A 14,145-nucleotide genomic window follows, 5' to 3' on the forward strand; every position below is an offset into this window, starting at 1 on the left:
CCCGGAGGTGGCGGCGCGCGTCGTGGCCCTGACGCAGGGAGAGCCACCCGGCGAGACCACGCACTGGACGGCGGCTGCCATGGCCAAGGCTGCATCCATCAGCGTCTCGTCGGTGCAGCGGATCTGGCGCGGGCACGGCCAGCCCGCATCCCGCCCCTCGGCCCGGAGGTGGCGGCGCGCGTCGTGGCCCTGACGCAGGGAGAGCCACCCGGCGAGACCACGCACTGGACGGCGGCTGCCATGGCCAAGGCTGCATCCATCAGCGTCTCGTCGGTGCAGCGGATCTGGCGCGGGCACGGCCTGCAGCCGCATCGGGTCCGGCAGTTCAAGCTCTCCACCGACCCGGCCTTCGCCGCCAAACTGCGCGATGTGGTTGGACTCTACGTCGATCCACCAGCCCATGCCGTGGTGCTCTCCGTCGACGAGAAGTCTCAGATCCAGGCCCTCGCTCGCACGCAGGACCCGTTGCCGATGAAGCCGGGTCAGCCCACGACGCGCACCCACGACTACAAGCGCCACGGCACCACGACCTTGTTTGCCGCTCTGGACGTTCTGGAGGGCAAGGTGATCGGCCGGTGCATGCAGCGCCACCGGCACCAGGAGTTCATCCGCTTCCTCAACGCGGTCGAGGCGGCGGTCCCGGCCGGAAAACTCGTCTACGCGATCTTAGACAACTACGCCGTTCACAAGCACCCGAAGGTCCGCGCCTGGCTCGACCGCCACCCGCGTTGGACCTTCCACTTCACCCCCACCTCCGCCTCCTGGCTCAATGCCGTCGAGGGCTTCTTCGCCAAACTCGCAAAACGACGGCTGCGACGGGGTGTGTTTGGCTCTCTCGTCGAGGTTCAGGCCGCCATCAAGCGCTTCATCGCCGAGAGCAACGGCAACCCAAAACCTTTCGTCTGGACCGCGGACCCGGATCGCATCATCCAAGCCGCCAAACGCGGGCATCAAGCGTTAGACTCGAACCACTAGAGTCGGGTCGACCATGAGAGGCGCAGCGATTTGGTGGCTCGTGGTAGCGCTGGTACCTTGCTGGGGCACGCAAGCTACAGCGCGGCATCATCGAGCGAACACTCCCCCTCGCGCAAGAACTGAAGCGCCGCGACTCATTCCTCCAGGACTGCCAGCTACGAGGCTGCGCCCGCCGGATGATGGCATCATCCACTGGAACACGCCGAATAAGGACGGCAATCTCGGCGGTCCCGGAACCGGCGGGGGTGGCGGTGGCGGCGGCTAACCTATTCCGGCCGCCGCATTTGCCGCTCGCGATCCTGTGCGATGTCGTGGAAGAGGTTGCAGAACGAACGCGATGGCAACCACACGGGCGGAGCGTTCGCCGATTGATGAGCGCGGTTCGGAGCGCCACCCGGAGGGACGCATGGTGCTTGGCGGAGTTCCGTACCGTCACCGCGGATGGGGCCAAGGTGCGGGAAGGCCTTCGGGATAGCGCCTCGCATCGTCATCGGCCCGGCTGCCTCGGTATTCGCTGTCGCGTCCTGGCCACCTCCGTCGCGGGCGCAACCTGTTGCCGGTGGCGGGCCGAAGCTCCTCGACTACGGCAACTGCTGTGACCCGGGCAACGATGCTCTCCTTCTGCCGATCGAGAATCTCGACGTAGCATGCACTGATCACGACACTTGCACGCCGGATGTCGATTTACCCCCAGAGGCTGCTATCTTCGGCTGTAACGCGAGGGGGAGGCGGTAGCCGCCGAGGAATAAGTGGACCGGCGGCCCTCTGGATCGGCGAGGGGCGAGACGGTTACGTCCCGCCCCCTCCCCAGGTACTCCTCCGAGGGAATCATCCCCGGTACGGCCAGCACATTCGAAGCCGACCGAGGTACTGCGGGCTCAGCCCAAGGGCCGTACGCGCGGGCCGCGCCGCCCGCTGCGATGCGGGGAGCGGACCGGCACGCCCACGGTTCGACCCGCCTTGCCGGACCAGACCGAGGGCGCGCCGCCCGGCGCGCCCGCACGCCGTTCCATTCCGGCGAGCGGGCCGCCCGCCTGCGATCCCGAGGAATTGAAGGGCGAGCCCCCCTGGGCCACGGCGCCGCCCGACGCGAGGCACAGGGCGCCCAATGCGATGAATGTCGACTTGGTCACGGTACACGTTCTCCTGTCTGTTCGAGATGCTTTGAGCGTGGATGATCGTCTCGCCTCTGCGGGCGATGGTTGTCATGCCGAACCGGCCGTTCTCTCCCTCGACGCCGGGCGGCGATCGCCCGACGATCCGCAGACTCCGCGCTGACATCGGCCGGTCAGCACCGTGTTGTCGTGGCGTTGATCAGCCAACCGTTCGCATCTCATTGAGGAGATCGACCACAAGCGCGGCCGCGGGGCGTTCCCGGGCGAGCGGCGCTCCCTGCCCGGCCCATTGGGCCGCGGCGGCGTCGCTGCCGCCTGCCGCGGCCGCGGCATGCAACTGCTTCGCGGCATCGTAGGCCATCGGGTAGCCGCAGGCGGGCGGGCTTCCCACAACCTGCCCGTGCAGCATCAGGCGGTTCGAGATGCCCCTGGCGGGACGGCCGGAGATGGCGGAGGTGAGCCGCGTGTCGTGGGCGCGCGCGCTCCGCAGGGCGGCCCGGTACGTCGCGTCGGCCGCGCTCTCGGGGCACAGCACGAAGGCGGTCCCGAGCTGGGCCGCCGCTGCGCCGAGCGCGAGCATCCCCCGCACGCCGCTTCCGTCCATGATGCCGCCGGCGGCGACCACAGGGCGGGAGGTCCGGCGCACGATCTGGCTGACCAGCACGAAGGTCGAGAGGGCGCTGTCGTGCGCCTCGGGGTCGAACATGCCCCGATGGCCGCCCGCCTCGATGCCCTGCGCGACGATCACGTCGATGCCGGCGGCGTCGATCCGAGCCGCTTCCTCGGGGTTCGTGGCCGTGGCCATCATGGGGATGCCGGCGGCACGGTACGCGGCGAGCCATTCCGCGGGCGGCAGCCCGAAGTGGAAGCTGACGACCGGCGGCTTGACCTCGAGCAGCAGCCGATAGGCCTCCTCGTCGTCCAGGTGGCTCCTGTAGATCTCCCGCAGGCTCTCCGGCGCCTTGGCGCCGAACTCCTCGAACAGGGGCGCGAGGTGGGCCAGCCACGCCGTCTCCCGCTCCGCGTCGCGCGCGGCGGCCGGATGGCAGAACACGTTGACGTTGAAGGGCCGGTCGGTCCTGGCGCGCGTGGCGGCGATCATCTCGCGCGCCTGGGCCACCGAGCTCGCGCCGATCCCGATCGAGCCGAGCGCCCCAGCGTTGGACACGGCGGCGGCGAGGTCGGGCGTCGAGACCCCGGCCATGGGCGCCTGGACCAACGGGTGGTCGACCCCGAGCAGTTCCGTGAACCGTGCAATTGTCGACATTGGTGCCGCTCCTCGGCTCGTGGCCATCCGGCCGGAAGGCCGGAATCGGGTATCGGGGCGCCGTCCTAGGCGGCCTCGCGCCCGTCCTGTAGGAGCTCCTCAGTCGGCCCGAAGAACTCGAACCTGATGCGGTCGGACGTCACACCGTACAGCGCCAGCCCGCCCGCGATTGAATCCAGGAAGGATCGGGGTCCGCAGATGTAGTAGGTCGCCGTCGCGTTGGGGGTGTTGGCGTAGAGCCAGTCCGCGGTGACGACCCCGAGGAACTCGAACTTCCCGGCACCCAGGTCGTCGGTCTCGGGCCTGCTAAAGAAAACTTTCCTGTGCAGGCCGGGATGGCCGTCCACGAGCGCCCGCACGTGCTCGCCCATCGCCTGGAGGCGACCATTGCGGGCGCCGTGCACGAACCAGGTCGGCCGATCCGGGGTGGTCTCGGCGATCGCCTCCAGCATGCTGACCATGGGCGTCAGGCCGACGCCAGCGCTCACGAGCACGACCGGGGCTTCGCTGGCCTGGTCGAGGACGAAGTCGCCCGCGGGAGCCGCGGCCTGGAGCACGGTCCCAGGCCGGGCGTGGTCATGCAGCCACGAGGAGGCCGCGCCGTCGGGCGTGCCCGGGCTTGCCTCGCGCTTGACCGAGATCCGGTAGGAGCTGGGGTTGGGCCCGCACGAGATCGAGTAGTTGCGCTTGAGCACGCCGTGGCCCGGCACGTCGAGACGGAACCCGAGGTACTGGCCCGGACGATGCGGCAGGACCGCGCCTCCGTCGGCCGGCTTGAGGACGAACGAGCGGATGGCCTCGCTCTCGCGCGTCACGCCGTCGATCACGAAGTCGCGCCAACCCGCCCATCCGCCCACGGCTGCCGACCGGTCCCGGTAGAGGGTCGCCTCCCGGCCCATGAGGATTTCGGCCAGGAACCAGTAGGCTTCCCCCCACGCGGCCCGGATCTGCGGCGTCGCAGCCTCGCCCAGCACGTCGCCGATCGCGCCCAGCAGGGCCTCGGCGACGTGAGGATAGTGCTCCGGGAGGATGTTCAGGGCGACATGCTTCTGCGCGATGCGCTCGACGGCGCCGGCGAGGACGCCGAGGTTCTCGATGTTGCGCGCGTATGCCAGCACGGATTGCGCGAGGACACGGGGCTGCGAGCCGGTCTCGCCATGGTGCGATTGGTTGAAGAGCTCACGCATCTCGGGATTCGTGAACAGGCGCTCGTACATGCGGGTGGTGATGGTCAGCCCGTGCGCCTCCAGCGCCGGGACGGTGGCCTTGACCAGATCGATGGTGGCTCGGGACAGGGGATCAGGCATGACGACCTCATAAAGATGTATTTCTAACGAACCTTATATGGCTGCCTTCCATAAGGTGCAACAAAAATATACCTTATGCCGTTGGAGGTGCCATGCGTTTGACCCGCTACACGGACTACGCCCTGCGGACGCTGATCTACGTCGGCCTGAACGAGCCGCGTCAGAGCTCGATCGCCGAGATCGCGCGGGCCTACGGCATCTCGGAGAGCCACCTGACGAAGGTCGTCCACCAACTCGGGCGCCTCGGCCTGGTCCGCACCATCCGTGGACGCGGGGGCGGCCTGCGCCTCGGGCGTCCCCCGGGCGAGATCAACGTCGGTTCCGTGGTGCGCCAGACCGAGGATGACCTGGCGCTCGTCGAATGCTTCAGCGGCGGCATGTGCGCGATCACGGCTCCGTGCCGCCTTCGGCGCGCGCTGGGCGAGGCGCTGACGGCGTTCCTGGGCGTGCTCGACGGCTACACCCTGGCGGACCTGCTCGGGCACGGGGCCACGGACGAGCTTGCCGGCTTGCTCGGCATCGCCCCCGGCTCCAGGGTTGAGACTTGAGCCGGTCAGGCGGTCACCCGATCGCACGGCCGACTTCGCCCACGAGAGCGACGTCCGCAGCCGGCGCCGACCGCAGGGTGCGTGGGACGACCACGTACGACCAGATGTCGTCGGCGACGTCCGCCGGGAGGTCGACGAACGACAGGTCGAGCTGCTCCCATCCGGGATCGTCGGCCGGTCCGATCGTCGTCCGGAGGTGATCGACCGGGTGGCGTGCGGGCTGCGGCGCCGCCGTCCCTCCGGGCGCGGTCCCGGGCGGCACCGTCCCGGACCGCGGCTGCCCACCGATGCCCGCGACAACGTCGTGGACGAGACGCTCAACGAACATCGCGCGGCCTCTTCGGACGAGCATCCGATACGTAACCATGGCTCCGTCTCCGTGCGTCGCGCCGAGCACCGGCGCATGGCTGGACTGGCCTTCGCGCCGGCACGACGGGTGCCGGCCGTGCCGGCGACCGCCCGGCGACGGAGGGCCGCGGGCTGGCTGGCCGACCTCGCCCCGAGGCATTGCCGAGGCACCGGGGGCGTCGCCGGCCTAGTCGGTCCAGGGCGCGAACGATCCTACTGGGGAAGCCTGCCGGCCACCTTCGCCAGCCCCGCCCGGGCGCAGACCTCGTCCTTGTCGCCGCCCGGGGCGCCCCCGATCCCCAGCGCGCCGACGATGGCGCCGCCGGCCTTGAACGCCACCGCTCCGGGCAGCGCCATGACGTTCCGGACGGTCGCGAGCCTGGGCGCGTAGGGGCTCGTTTTCACCAGCTCGAAGAGGCCGCTCGACGCGTCGAAGCCGAACTCCGGGCCGAGGGTGATGACGGTATAGGCCTTCTGGAAACTCGATTCGGCCGTGTGCACCGTCGCGCCGTCGCCCCGCAGCGCGACCTGGGGCACCCCATCCATGTCGACGACCGTCGCAGTGACGCGGTACCCCTGGCTGGAGCACAACCGAATGGCTTCGGTCGCCGATTCCAGGGCGAGGTCGAGCGGAAGCACGTAGTGGTAGTTGTTGCCCGCCGCCGGCTGCGCCTGGACCGGCTTGCCCAGCATCAGGACTGCCGCCAGCGCGGCGGCGGGGAAAGCGTTGTTCATCCTGTTCTCCGAGGCGACGATGCCGGGCGGCCGCCCTCATTCCGCGCGACCGTTCGTGCTAGATGGCCGACGCGCCGGGTTTCAGGAACGTCCGCCCCGCGGAAGACAGTCTCCCGCGCGACGAACGGCCCGACCCCGCGCGGGCGCCGCGCGGCGGCGTCTGTCGGGGGTCATTCACGGTGGGACATGGATCGCATCGACGCGATGAGGGTGTTCGTGGCCGCGGTGGACCAGGGCAGCCTGGCGGGGGCGGGGCGCAAGCTTGGTCGGTCGCCGGCCGCCGTCAGCCGCGCGATCGCCTCGCTGGAAGCGCACCTGGGCGTCCCGCTCCTGAACCGTAGCACCCGATTCGTCAGGCCGAGCGACGCGGGCCTGCGCTACCACGCGGCATGCCGCGACATGCTCGACGCGCTGGACGAGGCGGATCGCGCCGCCCTCGCCGGGCACGCCGTCCCGAGGGGCACCCTGAACCTGACGGCCCCGGTGATCGCCTGGGAGACGCTGCTGAGGCCGGTCCTGGACCGCTTCATGGACGCCAACCCGGAGGTCTGCCTCCGCCTGCACCTACACGACCGGCCCGTAAACCTGGTCGAGGAGGGCATCGACGTGGCGTTGCGCATCGCGCACCTTCCGGACTCGGCGCTGGTCGCGACCGCGCTGGGGAAGGTCCGCCGCGTCGTCGTGGCGGCGCCGCGATACCTCAAGGCCCGGACGCCGATCGCTAGCCCGGCGGACCTGGCCGACCACGCGATCGTCGCCATGTCCCACTTCGGTCTCGACGCCTGGTCGTTCCCCCCGCTCCTCGGCTCGTCGTCGGTGCCCCGGGTGGTGCGTTTCGCGCCGCGGCTGGCGATCAACAACGTGGCCGTGGCGGTCGCCGCGGCCGTGCAAGGCAGGGGCGTGACCCGCCTGTTCTCCTATCACGTCGCCTCCGACGTCAGCGACGGCCGACTGCAGGTGCTGTTGGCGGACCACGAGCCGGCGCCGCTCCCGGTTCATCTCCTCTCCACGCGCGCCCGCCTTTCTGTGCCGACGGTGCGCGCGTTCGTCGATTTCGCCGTACCGCTCCTGCGCGAGCGCTTCGCGGGTTTCGCGGCAATGGAGCGGTCGACCCCTGACGACAACGCCCGCCCCCCGGAAGACTGTCGGTCGAGGCCCGAGCCTATGACGGACACCGCCTAGGACTCATCTTCCGGCCCTCGACAGAGATCCCATCGCCGCGGCCGCGAGGCCGGCGAGGCTGCACAGGGTTGGGTCATGCAGGATTCCCAGGCAAAGGTCGCCATCGTCACGGGGGCGTCGCGCGGCCTCGGCGCCGCGATCGTCACGGCGTTCCGCGGCCGTGACTACCGCGTCGTCGCGACGTCGCGATCCATCGGCCCATCGGACGATCCCGACCTCCGTACGGTCGCGGGCGACATAGGCGATCCGGCGACCAGCGAGGCCGTCGTCGGCGAGGCGATCGCCAGGTTCGGTTGGGTGGACACCCTGGTCAACAACGCCGGGATCTTCATACCTGGCCCCTTCGCCCGGTACACGCCGGAACAGCATCGGCAGATGGTCTCCACGAACCTCGACGGCTTCTTCCACATGACCCAGCGCGCGGTATCGGTCATGGAGGCGCGCGGCGGCCACATCGTACAGGTCACCACCACACTGGCGGAGCGTTCCGACGCTCGCCGCCCTTCCGTCCTGGCGGCCCTGACGAAAGGCGGCCTGAACGCAGCGACCCGCAGCCTGGCGATCGAGTATGCCAAGCAAGGCATCCGCGTGAACGCGGTGTCGCCCGGACTGATCAAGACGCCGATGCAGCCAGTGGAGAAGCACGAGATGATGGCCGGCTTCCATCCGATGGGCCGGATGGGGGAGATCGAGGACATCGTCCGTGGGGTGCTCTACCTCGAGGATGCGGGCTTCGTCACCGGAGAGATACTCCACGTCGACGGCGGACAGAGCGCTGGCTGCTGACGCGCGGCCTCTGATCCGTCCGCGCGGGCGCATCTCCCGCACGTCGGGCGGGAAGGAATCGATCCACCGACCGGGTGGCGGCGCGGCATGGGACGAACGTGGCCGCGGATCGCGCCACCGGCGATCCGCGGGATGTCGTCGCGAGGCGTGCGGGAACACAACACGTGCGTCGCATCGTCGACGCTCGGGACGCAAGTCCCCCGGTGGGGCCGCCGGACGCCGCCGCGATACGAGCCCGCAGCGTCGATCGATCACGCTCGAGGCACCGAAAGTCCCGCTCGATCGTGCCATGCGCCGACGGTTGTGGCAGCCGACTGAACCGCGCCGGGTTTCCCGGAGGCCGTTTTGGTTTGGGTCAGGCGGCCAAGGCTTGGACCTCGGCTTCGGCATAATAGCGGGCTTCCGCCTTGGCGGGAGGCACGTTGCCGATCGGTCCGAGCAGCCGCCGGTGATTGAACCAGTCGATCCATTCGAGGGTGGCGTACTCGACGGCCTCGAAGGAGCGCCACGGGCTACGCCGATGGATCACCTCGGTCTTGAACAGGCCGATGATCGTCTCGGCCAAGGCGTTGTCGTACGAGTCGCCGACGCTGCCGACGGACGGTCCGATGCCGGCCTCAGTGAGGCGCTCAGTGTAGCGGATGCTGACGTATTGCGAGCCGCGGTCGGAGTGGCAGACGAGGCCACTGCCAGCGAAGGGGCGGCGCTCGTGCAAGGCCTGCTCCAAGGCATCGAGCACGAAGTCCGCCCGAGCCGAGGACGACACCCGCCAGCCGACGATCCGGCGGGCGAAGGCGTCGATGACGAAGGCCACGTAGACGAACCCGACCCAGGTTGCCACGTAGGTGAAGTCGGCGACCCATATCCGGTTCGGGCACGCGGCCTTGAAATGCCGATTGACCCGGTCAAGCGGGCAGGTCGCGGCTGGATCGGGAACGGTGGTGCGGACCCTGCGCCCTCGGACGACACCGGCCAGACCCATCGCTCGCACCAGCCGGGCGACCGTGCAGCGTGCCACCGCGATCCCCTCGCGGACGAGTTGTCGCCAGACCTTCCGGACCCCGTAGACGCCGAAGTTGGCCGCGTGCACGCGCCGGATCTCGGCCATCAGCATCGCATTGCGCTTGGCCCGCGCCAGCAGCCTGCCGGGATCAGCCCGCCGTACGGCATGGGCACGGTACGTCGACGGGGCGATCGGCAGCACCTTGCAGATCGGCCTCATCCTGAGGCTCTCGAAGGACGACCCCGTAGGTCTCCCGGTCATCGTTGATGAAGGCAATCATGACCGGAACCGGCGGTCGAGCTCCGCCTGAGCAAAATACGCCGGCGCCTTCCTCAGGATCTCGTTGGCTTGCCGGAGCTCGCGCACCTCCCGCTCCAGCGCCTTGATCCGCTCGCGCTCGTCGCTCGTTGGTCCGGCTCGCACCCCCCGATCGCGTTCGGCTGGGCGCACCCAATTGCGCAGCTTCTCGCCCGAGCAACCGATCTTGGCCGCGATCGACTGGATCGCAGCCCATTGCGAGCCGTGCTCGATCTCGTGCTCCCGAATCAGCCGGACCGCCCGCTCGCGAACCTCAGGGGGAAAAGGGTGGGGTATGCTTCGTCATGGCTCCAGTCTCTCAAGAGTTGGAGCCTCCGAAGATCCCGGGGCGGTTCACCTCAGGAATTTGCCCTGGCGGCGGCCTTGCAGGCCGCCGAATAGATCCGGAGGCTCACCTTCTGACCGGACCAAAATCCGGGGGACCCTCAGCTTCCGATCTGCTTTCTATTTAACCGTTCGAAATGTGCCAATAGACGGCATGCATCTCTGATTATGATGAGAGGTATCTGAACTAATAATTATCGGCTGTTCTGCGGGCCGGCTATACGATCGACTCGGCTGCGGGGCTGCATCCATGAGGTCGCCGGCGCGGGGATTGCCATGGCGTTGCGGACCGGTCTAGCCGACCAGCCGGGAATTATGCATCGCGTCGTCGGTTTGGCGACGCGCAGGCGATCCATGGCGCCGATGCCGTGCGCGGACGGCGTGCTCCGCTTGCCGACATCCGGGGTCCGCATGAAGTATCGATCCGCCCGACGGCCCACTTGCGACTTCCGTTTAACGGCGCTGAAGCCATGGTTCGACGTATCGCCCGCCAAAGCCCTTCACCGGGCGTGCAAACGGACGGGTCGATGCGTGATGTTTCCCTCAGCCTTCGCTGCGATGCCGGGGGCGACCTACGTACGTTGGCCGACGTGGATCGCGAGGCATGCCGTGCTCGCACCACCGGAGACGACGAACTCTCGGCGGCGACGTTGGCTGGCCGGATAGGCCGCGTCCATGACCGGACCCCAACCGGCGCGTCGTCGAAGCGTATGGCGACGGATGCCGCGCCGTGCGCCTGGGCCTCCGGATCCCGTCGCGACCCACTGATTCCGGATGATATGGAAGGTCCCATGCCGCTTCTTCGTTTCGATATCGTCGAAGGCCGCAGCCCAGACGAGCTGCGGACACTCCTGGATGCTGCGAACGAAGCCATGTTGGAGGCTTTTGAGGTGCCACCAGGCGATCGCTACCAGATCGTGCAGGAGCACCCGTCCGCCCATATGGTCCTGGAGGATACCGGGCTCGGCATACCGCGGACCGATGACCGGGTGGTCTTGCAGGTGACCACGCGTCCGCGCAGCCCCGAGATGAAGCAGGCTTTCTATCGACTGCTCTGCGAACGCCTCGAGGCGCGGTGCGGGATCGCGCCCTCGGATGTGGTCGTCTCGATGGTCACGAATGCGGACGAGGATTGGAGCTTCGGCCACGGCCGCGCCCAGTTCCTGACCGGCGAGCTCTGACACTCCTCGAGGCCGGGCAAATGCCGGTCGGCTCCTGGGCTTACGCCCCGCGACGGCTTGGCGGCGGCGCGCCGCATCGCCGCGGCCGCTGGCGTGCGCGGGCATCGATCCGACCAGCGGATCCGTGCCTCGACTCTGAGCGCGCCGTTCCCCCGTAGTCTCGAGCGCGCACGCGGCGCTGGCCAGGCCTGGGCGCGATCGCGTCGGCTCGGCCGGGATCGTCGCTCATGCAGCCACGACTCCCGGACGCGGCCCCGGGCCCGCATCCGTCCTCGACCGCTTCGTTGGTCTGTCTCGCGTACCGGAGAGCAAAGCGACGAGTGCCGCCTACGAGGTCGTCGAGCACACCTACGACGTGGTTTGGTGGGGGCGGGCGGGGCCGGGATCCACAGCTACACGGTAGCCCTTCGCGAGGCGTTGAAGGGCAAAGTCGAGGTGATCGAGCTGGTGCCGCCCGGCGTCCTGACCGCGCTCACGCCCGGTCAGGAAACGCGGCCCGGTTACATGCCGCTGGATGCCTTCAGCAATGAGACGATGGCTCTGCTCCATCAGAAACCAATCCCGGCCGAGGTGATGGTGGAGCGTGTGCGCCCGTTACGCCTAGCCGAAGCCGAAGGCCGGCTCGGCCAGATGGTCACCATGCTGCATGATGCATCTCGCAAGGCTGCCTGGCAGAACCGATCCCTACGCTGTCGAAAGCTACGCTCATGCTGAACCGCACCCTGCACCCGATCGACCCATCCGACATGGCGCCGTCCGTCGCGTTTCGCGCTGCCATGGCACCTCGGAAGGGCGTGATCGTCGGACCTGAAGCCCGGCCAATGTTCGACGCGGGGCGGTCTGCCACCCCGATTGCAGCCGGTGTGTGGATCGAGCTCGGCAGCGTAGGTGGCGTTACGGGTCTATGGTGCCGGGTCGCGGCCGAACCAACCTCGGCCCGGCTGCTGTTCCTGCACGGCGGCGGTTATATGCTGGGATCGTCTGCCGCAACTGCCAACTTCGCCAGCCACCTTGCCGCCGGCAGCGGTGCAGATGCGTTCGTGGCCGACTACAGGCTGGCGCCCGAGCATCCCTTCCCGGCAGCCTATGACGATGCGCTGGCCGCCTATCGTGGCCTCGCAGCATCGCCGGACAGCCCGGTCATCATAGCAGGGGAATCTGCTGGCGGCGGTCTGGCCCTGGCCGTCCTGGCTACCCTCACCGATGGCGACCGGAAGCCGGAAGCAGTCGCCGTCATGTCGCCATGGACAGACCTGACGCTGAATGGCGAAAGCTATATCAGCCGTGCCGAGGCCGATCCGATCTTTAGCTGTACAGCGCTGGCCGCGTTGGCCAAAAATTATCTTCAGGGGGAGAACGCCCGCGATCTCCGGGCCTCGCCGCTGTTCGGCCCGGTCATGCCCACGATCCCGATCCGAATCGATGTCGGAGAGGATGAGGTCCTGCTGGCTGACTCAATCGCCTTCGCCACGCGGGTCGCCAGCACCGGAGCAGCTGTGACACTCGATATCTGGCAAGGCATGCCTCACGTCTTCCAGGCGCGCGTCGGTCAACTCGCCGCTGCCCGCCAGTCGTTCGAGCGGGCTGGGCAATTCCTTCGTGATGCATTGCCGGCTTGAGCCCTAAGGTACCTTGCTCTCTACCAGAAGTTTCACGATCGCCGAAAACTGATGCTCTCCCGAAACACGATCGTTTTCGGGAAAGCAACTCCGAGCACCAGGACAGCTATCGACATATTCCGTACTCAAAGCGGTCGGACCGCTTTCCACCCTGCCCAGTAATTCATGGGCGTCCGCCAGTGTGACTGGAGTTGGCCGTAAGCAGAATGGCTGCTTTAGATGATGTTCGCCGGAAATGCGGACTGCCTCTTCCATCGCTAGGCGCGATGGGGTGTCAGGCTTCTCTGATGTCGACGATAAGCGTATGAAAGGACCAGGATCGTCAAGAGTAGGTAGCGATATGGTGCAGTTAGTCGAAGCTGACATCCGGACGCGAGAAGTGCTCGACTGGAAGGGGTTGCACGTCTTTCACTATCCCCTATCGTCCTGCTCGCAGAAGCTGCGCATTTTTCTCAATCTTAAAGACCTTGATTGGCGCAGCCATCCAATCGACATCGTCGCCAACGCGCATCTTACCCCCTACTACCTTGGCATTAACCCGCGCGGCCTAGTACCCGCGATAGTAGAGGATGGCGTCGTTCACATCGAGAGCAACGACATCATCCTCCACTTGGAGCGGGAGCACCCCGAACCCCGTCTCGTCCCGGCCGACAGGCGTGAAGAGGTCGCGGCGATGCTGCGTCACGAGAACGACCTGCATCTCGATCTGCGAACGTTGACCTTCCGCTTCCTGTTCGACCCCGCTCATCCTACGAAGTCGCGGCAGGACTTGGATCGCTATGCTGCCGACGCCGGCACAGTCCAGGGCGCGCGGGACGGCGATGTCGAGCGAGAGGTATTATTCTGGTCCAGCTACCTCGAGAACGGAGTGAGCGACGAGCAGGCGCGGGCGTCGGCAGCCCGGCTGCGCGACGCACTCGACGGGGTGGACACTGCCCTCGCCACGTCGAACCACGTGCTGGGCGACCACCTCTCGATTGTCGACGTGGCGTGGCTGGTCTACGTCGAGCGCCTAACCTACGCCGGCTATCCGATCGGTGACTTGCATCCGCACGTTGCGGCGTGGCGATACAGGCTCTTGGAACAATCAGCCATCGCGCGAGAGCTGGAACTGCCTGAGGCGTTGCGCGGGATGGTAGCGGACCGGCAGCGTGCTCTCGCGGCGGCGGATCGGACATTGGCAGCAGTCTGTTTCCCTGGGGTGAACACGGCGAGCGTCGCCCACTGAACGGTAACGAGCTTCACCACACTACCTCGTTGAGGCGGGCGCTGACGCCGCGCGAATGTCAACGCTAGGCACTGGTGCTACCCGAAGCCACCTGTCTAAAATAAGTGAGGGCCTTCGGCGTCAGCAGGGTTTGGCTGGGTGCGGCTATTCTGCTTCAATGCTCGCTCGGCCAGGAAGCAAAAGTTCGAAGCTGACGATTGCCGCGACTT

12 protein-coding genes, 3 pseudogenes and 1 other annotated feature are annotated in these 14,145 nt (G+C 67.8%); of the genes and pseudogenes, 9 read left to right on the forward strand and 6 right to left on the reverse strand.

What is annotated here, in order from left to right; genetic code table 11:
* Both MKL01_RS01535 and MKL01_RS01540 read left to right on the forward strand, forming a co-directional pair.
* Positions 1 to 193 (forward strand): annotated as a pseudogene (locus MKL01_RS01535) (IS630 family transposase); the annotation flags it as partial.
* Positions 136 to 975: pseudogene (locus MKL01_RS01540) on the forward strand (IS630 family transposase); the annotation flags it as partial. The pseudogenes MKL01_RS01535 and MKL01_RS01540, both read left to right, overlap by 58 nt.
* 878 nt (positions 976 to 1,853) lie before the next feature.
* Here MKL01_RS01540 and MKL01_RS01545 read toward each other — a convergent pair.
* From MKL01_RS01545 to hmpA, 3 genes are all read right to left on the reverse strand, one after another.
* Positions 1,854 to 2,108 carry a hypothetical protein gene (locus tag MKL01_RS01545; RefSeq protein WP_243903477.1) on the reverse strand — a complete coding sequence of 85 codons (255 nt, stop codon included), beginning with the start codon at positions 2,106 to 2,108 and terminating at the stop codon, positions 1,854 to 1,856.
* A 181-nt stretch (positions 2,109 to 2,289) separates the two neighbouring features.
* Positions 2,290 to 3,357 (reverse strand): NAD(P)H-dependent flavin oxidoreductase, encoded by a 1,068-nt coding sequence (locus tag MKL01_RS01550; RefSeq protein WP_243903478.1) that lies wholly within the window; start codon positions 3,355 to 3,357, stop codon positions 2,290 to 2,292.
* Positions 3,358 to 3,422: 65 nt separating this feature from the next.
* Entirely contained in the window at positions 3,423 to 4,664 is a 1,242-nt protein-coding gene (gene hmpA / locus MKL01_RS01555; RefSeq protein ID WP_243903479.1) for an NO-inducible flavohemoprotein, read from the reverse strand.
* 92 nt (positions 4,665 to 4,756) lie between these two features.
* Between hmpA and MKL01_RS01560 the strand changes: the two genes are divergently transcribed.
* A complete protein-coding gene (locus MKL01_RS01560; RefSeq protein ID WP_243903480.1) occupies positions 4,757 to 5,212 on the forward strand; it encodes an Rrf2 family transcriptional regulator in 456 nt (151 codons plus the stop codon).
* 13 nt (positions 5,213 to 5,225) lie between these two features.
* Here MKL01_RS01560 and MKL01_RS01565 read toward each other — a convergent pair whose 3' ends face one another.
* On the reverse strand, positions 5,226 to 5,540 hold the full coding sequence (locus MKL01_RS01565) for a hypothetical protein (protein ID WP_243903481.1): 315 nt from the start codon (positions 5,538 to 5,540) through the stop codon (positions 5,226 to 5,228).
* A 233-nt stretch (positions 5,541 to 5,773) separates the two neighbouring features.
* Complete coding sequence (locus tag MKL01_RS01570; protein WP_243903482.1) at positions 5,774 to 6,295, reverse strand: GlcG/HbpS family heme-binding protein; 522 nt, start codon at positions 6,293 to 6,295, stop codon at positions 5,774 to 5,776.
* Positions 6,296 to 6,481: 186 nt separating this feature from the next.
* Between MKL01_RS01570 and MKL01_RS01575 the strand changes: the two genes are divergently transcribed.
* Positions 6,482 to 7,477 carry a LysR family transcriptional regulator gene (locus MKL01_RS01575; protein WP_243903483.1) on the forward strand — a complete coding sequence of 332 codons (996 nt, stop codon included), beginning with the start codon at positions 6,482 to 6,484 and terminating at the stop codon, positions 7,475 to 7,477.
* Positions 7,478 to 7,552: 75 nt separating this feature from the next.
* Positions 7,553 to 8,263, forward strand: a complete 711-nt coding sequence (locus MKL01_RS01580; protein WP_243903484.1) for an SDR family NAD(P)-dependent oxidoreductase — start codon at positions 7,553 to 7,555, stop codon at positions 8,261 to 8,263.
* A gap of 355 nt (positions 8,264 to 8,618) precedes the next feature.
* Here the strand turns inward: MKL01_RS01580 and MKL01_RS01585 are convergent.
* A pseudogene (locus MKL01_RS01585) lies at positions 8,619 to 9,870 on the reverse strand (IS3 family transposase).
* Positions 9,450 to 9,588 (reverse strand) — a sequence feature (AL1L pseudoknot). Its footprint overlaps the pseudogene before it by 139 nt.
* Positions 9,871 to 10,699: 829 nt before the next feature.
* Here MKL01_RS01585 and MKL01_RS01590 point away from each other — a divergent pair.
* The 4 genes from MKL01_RS01590 (at position 10,700) to MKL01_RS01605 (ending at position 13,936) form a co-directional block, all read left to right on the forward strand.
* A complete protein-coding gene (locus MKL01_RS01590; RefSeq protein WP_243903538.1) occupies positions 10,700 to 11,089 on the forward strand; it encodes a tautomerase family protein in 390 nt (129 codons plus the stop codon).
* Positions 11,090 to 11,506: 417 nt separating this feature from the next.
* Positions 11,507 to 11,803: a hypothetical protein gene (locus MKL01_RS01595; RefSeq protein ID WP_243903485.1), complete on the forward strand. Its 297-nt coding sequence runs from the start codon at positions 11,507 to 11,509 to the stop codon at positions 11,801 to 11,803.
* The gene (locus tag MKL01_RS01600) at positions 11,797 to 12,708 is read left to right on the forward strand and encodes an alpha/beta hydrolase fold domain-containing protein (RefSeq protein ID WP_243903486.1); all 912 of its coding nucleotides are present in this window, start codon (positions 11,797 to 11,799) and stop codon (positions 12,706 to 12,708) included. Before MKL01_RS01595 ends, MKL01_RS01600 begins: the two co-directional genes overlap by 7 nt.
* A gap of 340 nt (positions 12,709 to 13,048) precedes the next feature.
* On the forward strand, positions 13,049 to 13,936 hold the full coding sequence (locus MKL01_RS01605) for a glutathione S-transferase family protein (protein ID WP_243903487.1): 888 nt from the start codon (positions 13,049 to 13,051) through the stop codon (positions 13,934 to 13,936).
* Positions 13,937 to 14,145: the final 209 nt, after the last annotated feature.

Origin of the sequence: Methylobacterium sp. J-070, from assembly GCF_022829385.1 — a bacterium.
Taxonomy (GTDB): domain Bacteria; phylum Pseudomonadota; class Alphaproteobacteria; order Rhizobiales; family Beijerinckiaceae; genus Methylobacterium.

Bases quoted from the DNA above. Each gene is read 5' to 3' on its own strand.
- MKL01_RS01550 (WP_243903478.1), bottom strand. From the start codon at position 3,357: ATGTCGACAATTGCACGGTTCACGGAACTGCTCGGGGTCGACCACCCG.
- hmpA (WP_243903479.1), bottom strand. From the start codon at position 4,664: ATGCCTGATCCCCTGTCCCGAGCCACCATCGATCTGGTCAAGGCCACC.
- MKL01_RS01560 (WP_243903480.1), top strand. From the start codon at position 4,757: ATGCGTTTGACCCGCTACACGGACTACGCCCTGCGGACGCTGATCTAC.
- MKL01_RS01565 (WP_243903481.1), bottom strand. From the start codon at position 5,540: ATGTTCGTTGAGCGTCTCGTCCACGACGTTGTCGCGGGCATCGGTGGG.
- MKL01_RS01570 (WP_243903482.1), bottom strand. From the start codon at position 6,295: ATGAACAACGCTTTCCCCGCCGCCGCGCTGGCGGCAGTCCTGATGCTG.
- MKL01_RS01575 (WP_243903483.1), top strand. From the start codon at position 6,482: ATGGATCGCATCGACGCGATGAGGGTGTTCGTGGCCGCGGTGGACCAG.
- MKL01_RS01580 (WP_243903484.1), top strand. From the start codon at position 7,553: ATGCAGGATTCCCAGGCAAAGGTCGCCATCGTCACGGGGGCGTCGCGC.
- MKL01_RS01590 (WP_243903538.1), top strand. From the start codon at position 10,700: ATGCCGCTTCTTCGTTTCGATATCGTCGAAGGCCGCAGCCCAGACGAG.
- MKL01_RS01600 (WP_243903486.1), top strand. From the start codon at position 11,797: ATGCTGAACCGCACCCTGCACCCGATCGACCCATCCGACATGGCGCCG.
- MKL01_RS01605 (WP_243903487.1), top strand. From the start codon at position 13,049: ATGGTGCAGTTAGTCGAAGCTGACATCCGGACGCGAGAAGTGCTCGAC.